At 43.6% G+C, this 10,340-nt stretch carries 11 protein-coding genes and 1 pseudogene; 5 read left to right on the top strand and 7 right to left on the bottom strand.

Annotated features, from left to right (window positions below):
• Together BLW34_RS15825 and BLW34_RS13875 are read left to right on the top strand one after the other, a co-directional pair.
• A pseudogene (locus BLW34_RS15825) lies at positions 1–108 on the top strand (IS5/IS1182 family transposase); the annotation flags it as partial.
• Between the two features lie 416 nt (positions 109–524).
• Complete coding sequence (locus BLW34_RS13875) at positions 525–2,336, top strand: AI-2E family transporter (RefSeq protein WP_090580804.1); 1,812 nt, start codon at positions 525–527, stop codon at positions 2,334–2,336.
• Positions 2,337–2,537: 201 nt separating this feature from the next.
• On the opposite strand, the gene BLW34_RS16590 is transcribed toward BLW34_RS13875, so the two are convergent.
• Together BLW34_RS16590 and BLW34_RS16585 are read right to left on the bottom strand one after the other, a co-directional pair.
• Positions 2,538–2,756, bottom strand: a complete 219-nt coding sequence (locus BLW34_RS16590) for a hypothetical protein (RefSeq protein ID WP_218138870.1) — start codon at positions 2,754–2,756, stop codon at positions 2,538–2,540.
• Positions 2,753–3,217 (bottom strand): hypothetical protein, encoded by a 465-nt coding sequence (locus BLW34_RS16585; protein WP_218138869.1) that lies wholly within the window; start codon positions 3,215–3,217, stop codon positions 2,753–2,755. The genes BLW34_RS16590 and BLW34_RS16585 overlap by 4 nt, the downstream gene beginning before the upstream one ends.
• Before the next feature lie 133 nt (positions 3,218–3,350).
• Between BLW34_RS16585 and BLW34_RS15820 the strand changes: the two genes are divergently transcribed.
• Together BLW34_RS15820 and BLW34_RS16255 are read left to right on the top strand one after the other, a co-directional pair.
• Complete coding sequence (locus BLW34_RS15820) at positions 3,351–3,494, top strand: helix-turn-helix domain-containing protein (protein ID WP_143037945.1); 144 nt, start codon at positions 3,351–3,353, stop codon at positions 3,492–3,494.
• Positions 3,491–3,631, top strand: coding sequence for a hypothetical protein (locus BLW34_RS16255; RefSeq protein WP_177166056.1), 141 nt, complete (start codon positions 3,491–3,493; stop codon positions 3,629–3,631). The genes BLW34_RS15820 and BLW34_RS16255 overlap by 4 nt, the downstream gene beginning before the upstream one ends.
• Here BLW34_RS16255 and BLW34_RS16250 read toward each other — a convergent pair.
• The 5 genes from BLW34_RS16250 to BLW34_RS13850 all read right to left on the bottom strand — a co-directional run bounded on the left by BLW34_RS16250 (position 3,625) and on the right by BLW34_RS13850 (position 8,877).
• Positions 3,625–3,777, bottom strand: a complete 153-nt coding sequence (locus BLW34_RS16250) for a hypothetical protein (RefSeq protein ID WP_177166055.1) — start codon at positions 3,775–3,777, stop codon at positions 3,625–3,627. The two genes, BLW34_RS16255 and BLW34_RS16250, sit on opposite strands and share 7 nt — an antisense overlap.
• Positions 3,778–3,817: 40 nt before the next feature.
• On the bottom strand, positions 3,818–4,141 hold the full coding sequence (locus BLW34_RS13865; RefSeq protein WP_090580801.1) for a BON domain-containing protein: 324 nt from the start codon (positions 4,139–4,141) through the stop codon (positions 3,818–3,820).
• A 35-nt stretch (positions 4,142–4,176) separates the two neighbouring features.
• On the bottom strand, positions 4,177–6,129 hold the full coding sequence (locus BLW34_RS13860) for an AsmA family protein (protein WP_090580798.1): 1,953 nt from the start codon (positions 6,127–6,129) through the stop codon (positions 4,177–4,179).
• Between the two features lie 147 nt (positions 6,130–6,276).
• Positions 6,277–7,242: a UTP--glucose-1-phosphate uridylyltransferase GalU gene (gene galU, locus BLW34_RS13855; protein WP_090580806.1), complete on the bottom strand. Its 966-nt coding sequence runs from the start codon at positions 7,240–7,242 to the stop codon at positions 6,277–6,279.
• Between the two features lie 102 nt (positions 7,243–7,344).
• On the bottom strand, positions 7,345–8,877 hold the full coding sequence (locus BLW34_RS13850) for a cytochrome B6 (RefSeq protein WP_090580792.1): 1,533 nt from the start codon (positions 8,875–8,877) through the stop codon (positions 7,345–7,347).
• A gap of 339 nt (positions 8,878–9,216) precedes the next feature.
• On the opposite strand from BLW34_RS13850, the gene BLW34_RS13845 reads away from it, so the two are divergent.
• Positions 9,217–10,224 carry a transposase gene (locus BLW34_RS13845; protein WP_090580789.1) on the top strand — a complete coding sequence of 336 codons (1,008 nt, stop codon included), beginning with the start codon at positions 9,217–9,219 and terminating at the stop codon, positions 10,222–10,224.
• The last annotated feature ends 116 nt before the right edge of the window (positions 10,225–10,340 follow it).

Raw genomic sequence — 10,340 nt, 5'->3', positions numbered from 1 at the left:
TGGTTGGAAAAATGCCGGCGGCTGTGGAAAAATTGTGAACGCAAACTCAACACCAGCCTACAGTTCGTCCATCTTGCTTTCTTGGCATTGTTACTACAAAGACTTTGAACAGGCTCTAAGGGAAAATGTAATGTTTAGATCAAAACAGTGAAACCTCAGTTTCAAGATATCCGCTGTAAAAGCTTCCAATTGGCACAATCGCTCGCTCCGTGTCTGACCCACATTTTCACCTTTTTGGTTCACAGCCTCCCACGATAGGGACAAACTCGCCCTTGAAACGTTAAAGTGTATTAATAACAGCGAAAATAGTGCTTTTATGCTTTCACTGCCATCAAACTCACTCCTTCCTCACCATTTCCGCGCCCGCGAGCCTGCTTCAGCGATCCAAAGGAAGAGAATAAAAATTCAATCGCAGAATTTGGGAGCGTATAATGAATCGATTAAACATGATGTATTATTATGCATGTAACTCTTTGTTTGCATAGATGTAAACCCCAAAGCATCTCATTACACAAAGAAGCAATATGAAAAAGGATCTTTTTGTTACCAACAACGTATCAATGCTGATAGCGCTAGCATTAGTACTTGGCTTCCTTTATTGGGCAAGAATAATCGTTATTCCTGTTGCATTATCGATTCTTTTAACTTTTCTACTTGCCCCAATCGTAGCATGGTTACAGCACCATGGTATCGCTAGAGTAATAGCAGTTGCCTTAGCAGCTTCAATTGCGTTAAGCAGCATAGTAGGTGCAATCTGGGGGGTAACCAGTCAAATTGGAAGCTTATTGGATACATATCCACAATACGAAAACAACATTTTATCCAAACTCAATCAAATCACCGAGCGCGACCGTGACGGGCTATTAGACAAATTGCAGGTTATAACAGAGCGTATTACCGAGAAATTGACAAATAATCCGGAAATAGAAGACAGATTACCTTTTCCTATCGACAAAAAAGAAAAAATCGAGGCCCAACCCGTACGTATTGTAAGCGATGGCCCCTTTCAACTCTCACAATTGTGGTCGGTTTTTGGTCCTATGCTAGAGCCTTTGGCTAATGCAGGATTAATAATTGTGCTGGTTTGTTTTATGCTGCTCAATCGTGAAGATTTACGCGATCGTGTCATTTCGTTAATCGGTGTAGAACAATTAGCTCACACCACTCGGGCATTCGAGGATGCAGGTGAGCGCGTCAGCAGGTATTTGCTGATGCAATTGCTGATAAATGTAGGATATGGGGTCGCGGTGGCCTTAGGGTTATGGTTACTCGGCGTTCCTTACGCAGCGTTATGGGGGTTCTTTGGAGCGCTGCTACGTTATATTCCTTACCTTGGCGCATGGCTCACTGCGATTCTGCCCATTACTCTAAGCTTACTGCTCTCGCCTGATTGGTCATTGGCGATAATGGTACTTGCAATGTTTTGCGTACTTGAGCTGATTACCAATATGATCATCGAACCTATGGTTTATGGTCGTGGTATCGGCGTATCCCAAGCAGCTTTACTTGTTTGTGTGGCGTTCTGGACATGGTTATGGGGCCCTATTGGCCTTATCTTAGCCTCGCCCTTGACTGTTTGTATTGTAGTGCTAGGTCGATACGTACCTTACTTAGGTTTCCTGGATACGCTCCTCGGTGACCGACCAACCCTGTCAGCTGGACAAAGTTTTTATCAACGATTATTGGCTGATGATATCGATGAAGCTTCTGACATAGTTGAAAAACAGCTTTCTGATACTGATCATGCATTAGTACACACATTTGACAGTCTAGCCATTCCTGCGCTAGTGCAAGCCAGGAACGATTTACGCTACGGTAAAATTGATACCTCTGAGCAAAATGAGTTAATTGATAATTTAAAAACTGTCATTAAAGATCATGAAGAAGAAGAAATCAAAGAAAATGAGGAACAAGAACAGAGTGAACGCAAAATTCTCTTAGTCATTCCGGCACGAGATTCGATCGATGACCTGGCAGCACAATTATTAATTAAATCAATACCCCACGAAGATTTTGAGTGCCATCAACTCTATTCATTGAGGCTTGCAACTGAAACGCTAACAATCATTGAACAATTAAAAGCTAATATTGCCGTTATCGCTTCAGTTTATCCAAGCGATCTAGCGCATACAATCTACCTTTGCAAACGCATACGTGCACGATTTCCAGAAATAGTTATTGTTGCAAGCAGATTCGGTATAAACGACCCACAATCTGTCAAGAGTAATTCTAATAAACTACAAGTGGTAGGAGCCAACAGAGTTACTTACACGCTTCAAGAAACTATTATAGAGCTCGGAAAGTTAGATCTTATTGATTTATCAGGTGCTAAGTAGAAATCAACTCAGGCTCACAGAGACGATTCTGTTGATGATATGCGAATTTATTGCTAATAAATCCCTCGCCGGACATTTGTTCCGAGTCCCAATATAGTGTGGTTTGTCGGCGTCGTGACATTGAGTATAAAGGTAAGGTTTCCTGATTAAGTATTTTCCAACTGAACTTTCACTGTTTTGATCTAGACTTTAAATTTTCTCTTAAGCAATCATACGCAATAATGCATCGATAAAAGAATTTTGTATGGGTTTATCTGGTTTAGGGCAAAAGCTAACAAAATCCTTATTGAGCGCAGCCTGAGTAATCAGTTTTCTGACATCAGAAAAGGCGCAGTGGCTTCGATTGTGAGCAGCGTAACAACGCTGCGGTGTTTTATCAAAGTGATCGGCATATATCCAGATTACGGTGGCGGCCATCATGCAGAAATTGAGATGGTTGGTAACGGCACGGCAATTTCGGGTTTGGCTTTTTGAGCTACCGATTTCCTGCTTGATCTCTTTGAACCGGCTTTGATTCTCCAGCGTGCGCCGTAGTATCCGATAATCTGCGCGACGGTGAGATCGAGGTCGGTGGTAAAGAGTGCAACCCATTGTGATCTTCGATAGATCCAAACCACGCGCACGGCACATTTGAGTGTTTTCAACATCATGATGTTGTCAAAGGCCAGAACATTGCGTTGTTTTCCGTAGAGGTTAATCGAAAAAGTGGTAGCACGTCCATGGAATTCATTGGCCAGCGTTGTGGCACTGCCCATCTTGTCGCCATACTTTCTGGATCGGCCGAGCTGATGTTTCTGGTGTTCGGGCGGTAGCGCAAACAAAGTGGTGTTGACGCGCAATCTGGAAAGCATATGACAGTGCTGCCCAACGGTTTTGCGCATCGGTTTAAGCAAGCCATCGTTCCAAACCAGCTATCGGTAACGATCAGCAATGGGGCGCCAGGAAAAGCTGAAGTGGTACAAAAACTGAACAGGTTGTTAAGCTCTCGCAAAACAGAAAAGGAGTGAAATAACCATGAGCAAGAAACGCGTAGAATATTCCAGTGAATTCAAAGCGAAAGTTGCATTGGCAGCTATTCGAGGAGAAGAAACCGTGCCGCAGTTGGCATCCCGGTATGGAATCCATCCGACGCAGATCAAAGGTGGAAGCGGCATTTGATTGAACAAGCTGCGGAGTTATTTGCCCGTAGTGATGGCGCCGGCAAAGACAAGGGCCATAGTATCGATGATTTGCATCGCGTGATCGGGCAATTGACGGTAGAACGCGATTTTTTGGCCAGAAAGCTCAATCATTGAGTGTGCAGGAACGCAAGATGATGATTGAGCGTAATAATCAGTTGAGCCTTACCCGTCAGTGCCAGTTGATGGGTTTGTCGCAGTCGAGCATCTAATGTAGATGAATAAACAAACCAGTTTCCGCCGAAAAATTGCGCTCTAGCCATAAATTAGTCCTAATTCCATCTATCGCATTATTAGCTTTGCTTATTTGACTTTTATTTGATTGTCCACTCGCTTCACGTTAGGTACTTTTTTCGTAACGGAACCGGCTAATTGACGTTGAGATTCTGTTTCAACAAAGCCGCTTAATATCACAACTTCATTAGATGCTTCCACATGTATGGCAGCTGCACTAAGTTCCTTCGTTTCAATCAGCTTTGCTTTTACTTCCATGGCTAAAGTGATATCTTCTTGCGCCTCTTTTTTAATTAGGGGCTCATGGGTAAATAAACCAGCGCAGCCACTCAATGTAGATAGGATGAGTAAATAAATAATAATTCTTATGGGACCTGGTGCCTGATGGATCATTTATTTCTCCATATTTTAAAAATAAATTCAATTTTTTATTCACGAGCTTCTTTTAATGTGTCTATAAAGCGGGAACAATGGTCACTCTCTTGATTATTATCTTTCTGTCCTTTTTCTTTTCCCTGAAGTAGCGAATATAGACTTACGATTGGCGCTGAGGGTAATAACGCAAGTGAGAATGCGCCTCGTACAATCGCTCTTGCGCCAGGAGTAAAATTTGGTTCTTTGAAACTACCTTCTATGTAGAGAGGCGCACGAGCTGAAAATACACTCAAGTCCTTAGGGTTAGGGTCAATGACCAGATCTAATTGTTCCTTCTTGAAATCAATAGAACCTTTACTAAAAAAAACAGTGTCCTCAGTATCTATAACAAAAGTACCTATCTTCATGACTCCGCTAGTGGTTGGAAGATCTACAAAAGCACAGTTGATTTCGGTATTAGCCTCCTTGTCGAATAAAGCAACCAAAGCTTCCCCAACGTCAAGGCCACCGAGTTCTACCAACAAATCATCAAGCTGACCACCTGTCATTAACATCACCAAGCCGCCATCAGCCGAGGCTAGCATTTCTGCGACAGAATCTCCTTTGAACCAAAATGTTGCTTGGCCACCGATTAAACCTGCACTTTTATCAGCAATTTTAAAGCGGCGTAAAATTTCATTTAAACGAACGTGACGTATTTCAGTTTCTATTTTGCTTTCTACAGGTTTAGTTTTTGTATCGAACTCAAGATAAGACTGTATATTTCCAGTGGCAATCTCAAAATTTAGAGGATCAAGAATTAAATGACCATTATCAATGATTGCTCGCAGAGAAAGCTTATCCACTGGCAGCTTTGATTCAACCTGCTTGCTTTGCAAAGTAATTTTGGCATTAATCTTCTGTAATTCATCAAAATTGATAGACTTTTTGGGCAGTACATAGGGACTTGCTGCTTGCTTTTTTGCTAGTGCCTTCTGATCTTCAGAAAAAGTTTCTCCAGATTCAGTCTCAGGAGCAAGGCCAATTATTGGTCCAAAATCATCTAAATCTATTTTTTTTGAGGTCAGATCCACCTTTATAAAAGGCTTCTGCTCACCTATTTTCACGCTAATATTTCCCGCAAAATCACTATCCCCAACTCGCCCATCTAACTTTTTAACTTGCCAAGTATCTTCATGAAAAGACAAATCTCCTTTTACCTGATAAGGTGGTAGGCTGGGCATTGGCAACCCGAGTATGTTAGATAATTGCTCAGGATCAGGACCTTTCATGGCAAACCGCAAATCTAAGCCTTTGAGTTGCAGAGGTTCTGTCAAAGTACCCTTAACTTTAATAGTGGTTTCCCCCGCTTGCAAAGCTAGGGTCAATGGATAGGGTGTTTTGGCTTCCCGAAGAGCAACCAATGGCCCCGCAGTTAAATTTATGGCTAATGGACTTCCCTTAAGCTCTCCTTCGGCTTGTAACTCAGTGGCTTCTTCGCCGTCAGCCAGTCCTTTAGTCGTCGCAAAAGTTGCGATTATCTCTGTATTCGCTGATAAATCACGATAAGTGAGGCGTCCTTCTTCGATCCGCAAGCGCTCAATAACTGGCAATTCTGTACGATCCCTCGTATCGTCTTTATCGGTCCGTAATTCCCAATTAGGTTCGCCATCGGGCGATTTTTCTAAAACAATATTGGGTTTAGTGAGGATAATTTCCGGCAGTATTACATGGCCATTAATGAGTTCAATCAGATCGATACGGAGATCAAGAGCCGCAAGCTCCAGCATATCTGGCTGTTTGCTCCATGCTGCGTTTTCAAACTGTATTTGTTCAACTCTTATATGAGGCGTCAAGGACCAATTAATGTTCAATTCACCATTAATGGTGAGTTTGCGACCAGTCCGCTCACTGATCTGTTGCGCAGCTATATCTCGCACCCAATTTGAACACATTAACGCGAGCAACAATGCAATTAGAATAACCAACATAAGGAGGGCAATTCCAATCCATTTTATGATAGCCATTTTTTTATCCTGATTAATTACTCCAGAGAACCTTAATATCTACCGATTTACTAGAGCAAAGTGGAGTAGTGAGAAATTCCACCAAGAAAGCATACAAAACCAGGAGAGGTTTAAGTGCTTGGCGCTTTTCTCCTAGAAAACTTAAACCTAACCGAGCTGTCGAGCGACATACTTCAGTATTTCTCTGAACTCCTTGCCCACCTCGGGGTGCTGCAAACCATATGCTAACGTTGCCTCGAGGAAACCTTCCTTGTTCCCACAATCGTAATGATTGCCCAAGAAATGGTAAGGCCTCACCGGTTCCAGTTTAAGAAGACGCGAAATTCCATCCGTAAGCTGGATTTCTCCTCCTACCCCTGGGTCCAGGCTTGCCATACATTCGGAAATCTTGGGAGAAAGAATGTAGCGTCCGACGATTGCCAATGTGGAAGAAGCTGCTTCGGGCAAAGGCTTTTCCACCACTCTTCTTATTCTCCTACTGCGGCCCTCTGAGTCTTCCCCGGAAGCGTCCACTATCCCGTAGCGGCGTGTATCTTCACGAGATACTTGTCGGACAGCGACGAGACTACTCTCAATTTTTTCATATTCTTTGATCATCTGGGCCAGTACGGGTGGCTGACCATCGATCAAATCATCCGGAAGCAGCACGGCAAAAGGCTCATCGCCAATCAGATGGCGTACGCACTGAATCGCGTGCCCTAGTCCTCTAGGTTCTTCTTGGCGAACAAAGCTAAAGTGTATGCTGTTGGGCATTAATTGTCGTAGCGTTTCCAAGAATGCTTGCTTCCCTCGTGATGCTATTTCGTTTTCCAGCTCTACCGCACGGTGAACGTGGTCTTCGATGGATCGCTTGCTACGATGCGTTATAAAAATTATCTGTTCGATACCGGCTGCTGCCGCTTCATCAATAGCATATTGAATCAGCGGCCGGTCCACAATAGGTGGCATTTCTTTCGCAACTGCCTTAGTGGCGGGGAGAAAGCGAGTACCTAGCCCAGCAACGGGGAATATGGCCTTCTTTATTACTTTTACTGGCTTATGAATCAATGGATCGCGATCAAGCGGGATTTTTCTTTTTAGATTTAAGGTTAAAGGAGCGACAGAAATACTCATAAGTATAATCACCAAATTTTTTTATTGGTTCTAGTTCAACCTCATAGATGAAATAAGCCAAAAAGCTGCCAATAAAGGGAAGCTTTTTGCTCAGTTAAGTAACTATAATTGCCGCAAATACGCTACAAGATCAGATTTCTCATCGTCCGTCAGCTTGAGTTGCAGCACCAGATTGAAAAATTCCACCGTATCTTCCAGTGTAAGTAAACGACCATCGTGCAAATAGGGAGGGCTGTCTTTAATGCCACGCAGCGTAAAAGTTTTCATTGGCCCATCGCCAGGCTCATTCAGAAAACGTTCAAGTTTTAAATCATGCATTTGATTATCGAGGAATGCAGGGGGCTGGTGACAATTTGCGCATTGCCCTTTACCAAAGAAAATGTTCTCGCCTCTGATTTCTTTTTTAGTCGCTTTTGAGGAATTCAGTCGACCATTGCTATCTAATTTTGGAGCGGGCGGAAAATCCAGCATGTTTTGAAACTGCGCCATATGGCTCACATGAATTCGATCAATCATGGGGAACCCTTTCTTCATTGCGTGTATGGGGTCACCATTGAAATAAGCTGTACGGAATTCAAATTCTGTAAAATCTTCGATGGAACGCAAACTGCGTTTTGAACCATGAATTTGTTGACTATAGACTCCTCGTAAACTCGTGGTATCCAATCGAATGCGCCGTTCCTGCGGGCGCATATCGGGACTTAAGTGAAATTGTCCCGTTGTATGACCATTGACATGGCAATCAAAACAGGTCACTCCAAGGCTGGGCTGGGCGCTTTTACGATCATCTGTCGGATTGAATTCTTCTTGCGGTAGCGGCGTGAGTAACATTTGCAATCCGGTAAGTTGAACCGGGGTCAATATATCCTTGAACAACCCATAAAAATTGTTGATGGAGACAACTTCGCCGCGCGAAACATCTCCTAATTCAGGCCTGTTCTGAAGGAAAATGGCAGGAGGAAATTCTGGCAAAAAATCTTCAGGCAAATCAAATTCAACATCGAATCGTTCCAATCTCGGAAACATTGAAATTTGCATGGGAGGGAAAACCTGCCCACCAGTTACTTGTTTAGGATGCGGTAACGCGGGATAAGGAAAAAGATTATTGCTACGGATTTCTTCAGGTGACATTTCGGCTAGTTTCTGCCAGCTCATTCCCTCTCGTAACCTGGCTGTAGGACCTACAGCCAGTGGCTTACCGCGGGTCATGGTAACCTCTGAATCCAAACGGGGGGTTAGGTCGTAGCGACTGCGCAGTAGTTCATGCTGGGTTTTCATAATCTTAGGGCGCTCTGTCACGTCAGCTTTCATCGTTTCCTCGAAAGTTTGCATCGGTTTTTTTGTATTCAGCGGATCGCGATAAAAATCGAACCCGAGTACTTTTCCGTTATCTGGCTGCTTTTGGAAGGCTGGCGATGAAGGCAGTGCATTAGGAGCCGCAAAAATATCAGACCGATCGTGCTCGCTTTTTTTCTGCTCAGGACCAGTGTTGGAAGCTTTCCGAACCATCTGTGCATTCATAACCGCATCCGGGGATTTGGCTCTTTCACTCTCGTTATGGCTAAGAGCACTGCTCATTCCCACGCCCAAGCCGCTTAATCCCAAACTCAATAGTAAGGCATTTATTTTTTTCATATGAATCTCCTTTGTCTAAAATGAGCCTGTAGCTGTGTGAGCGGAGTGTAGAGCCGACTTTCCCTGCTCTCATATGCAAGGTCAGCATTCGCTTTATAAGCTTCTCATCTCGGAGAGAACCAGTCTGTTCGGAAGCGCACATTATCATTTTTCCCTATAGCCGACATGTATACAAGACATGGCCCTAGGAGCTTGTCCGAGAATGGCTTATCAGGTAAAGGTTTCATTGCCTGTTTTTTTACGCTGCCGCCCCAAAAAAACACCTAAGAATCAACTAAATATTAATGCAAACAATACGTTATGCATATAATTAGCTGATATTCATATAATGATAGCAGCATGACTATTCCTTTCAAAGCCAGTCCAATAGAATTTCATCAGCATCAGCTTTTTCCGAGTCATATTTTTGATCTACTCCCCAAAGATCATGAATGCTATCTCTATGCCGATCTTTTTCAGCAGCTCGATACCCATAGCATAGAAAGCCAATACAACAGCAAAGGTCAACATGCTTATCCCCCCAAGCAGATTGTTTCTATTCTGATTTATGCTTATAGCTGTGGTGTTTATAGTTCCCGGCAAATTGAAAAGCGCTGTCGCGAGGATTTATCCTTCATGTTCATTGCGCAAATGAACTGTCCTAATTTTCGCGTTCTCAGTGTTTTTCGGAAGAATCATGGACAGTTTTTTCAGGAATGTTTCAAACAAACCGTCCAACTGGCATTGGAGTTGAAGTTGGCTTCATTGGGACATATCAGTCTGGATGGATCCAAGTTCAAGGCCAACACCTCCAAGTATAAAGCGATGAGCTATGATCGCTTAAAAGAAAAGGAGCAAGCGCTGAGTGCCGAAGTGAATGCCTTGATTGAAGCCGCCAACCGATGCGCCCAGGAAGAAGATAAGGCCTACTTCGATAAAACCGGCTATGAGATTCCGGAAGATTTAAAGTTCAAGCAATCTCGGTTGGCTAAAATCAAAACGGCCAAACAGGCGCTTGAGCGACGCGAAGCGAGACTCAACCCCGGAAAAACCATCGAGGATGACAAGCAAATCAGTTTTGCCGATACTAGGGCCCGCATCATGGGCAAGAAAGATCAATTCGACTACGCTTATAATGCCCAAATCAATGTGGATGCAGACCTGCAAATCATTGTGGGCCAGCATATCAGTCAACACGCCAACGATAAACAAGAAATCGAGCCGGCCTTGACTGCAGGATACCGTAGAACAATTGCCTGCACGCCTGAGCGCAGACAATGGCTGCTGGTCAGGCGCCAATTTACAGGCATTAGAGCAGAAGGGTGTGGATACCTAGTCGGTCCTGCAAAATGCCTAAGATCCTCATGATTTCTTATATGGACGCCTCCTGGTTTGGCAAGAGATATTTCGTGTTTTGGTAAAAAGGAAATCGGCTGCAGTCTTATATCCGGCCTTGCTGCAGACTGGATTTCTATCTGCGGGCC

The sequence above is a fragment of the Nitrosomonas sp. Nm58 genome (assembly GCF_900107335.1).
Taxonomy (GTDB): Bacteria; Pseudomonadota; Gammaproteobacteria; order Burkholderiales; family Nitrosomonadaceae; genus Nitrosomonas.
This window is presented reverse-complemented; position numbering and strand designations above follow the sequence as displayed.

Bases quoted from the DNA above. Each gene is read 5' to 3' on its own strand.
- BLW34_RS13850 (WP_090580792.1), bottom strand. From the start codon at position 8,877: ATGAAAAAAATAAATGCCTTACTATTGAGTTTGGGATTAAGCGGCTTG.
- BLW34_RS16585 (WP_218138869.1), bottom strand. From the start codon at position 3,217: ATGCGCAAAACCGTTGGGCAGCACTGTCATATGCTTTCCAGATTGCGC.
- galU (WP_090580806.1), bottom strand. From the start codon at position 7,242: ATGAGTATTTCTGTCGCTCCTTTAACCTTAAATCTAAAAAGAAAAATC.
- BLW34_RS15820 (WP_143037945.1), top strand. From the start codon at position 3,351: ATGAGCAAGAAACGCGTAGAATATTCCAGTGAATTCAAAGCGAAAGTT.
- BLW34_RS16590 (WP_218138870.1), bottom strand. From the start codon at position 2,756: ATGATGGCCGCCACCGTAATCTGGATATATGCCGATCACTTTGATAAA.
- BLW34_RS13845 (WP_090580789.1), top strand. From the start codon at position 9,217: ATGACTATTCCTTTCAAAGCCAGTCCAATAGAATTTCATCAGCATCAG.
- BLW34_RS13865 (WP_090580801.1), bottom strand. From the start codon at position 4,141: ATGATCCATCAGGCACCAGGTCCCATAAGAATTATTATTTATTTACTC.
- BLW34_RS13860 (WP_090580798.1), bottom strand. From the start codon at position 6,129: ATGGCTATCATAAAATGGATTGGAATTGCCCTCCTTATGTTGGTTATT.
- BLW34_RS13875 (WP_090580804.1), top strand. From the start codon at position 525: ATGAAAAAGGATCTTTTTGTTACCAACAACGTATCAATGCTGATAGCG.
- BLW34_RS16250 (WP_177166055.1), bottom strand. From the start codon at position 3,777: ATGGCTAGAGCGCAATTTTTCGGCGGAAACTGGTTTGTTTATTCATCT.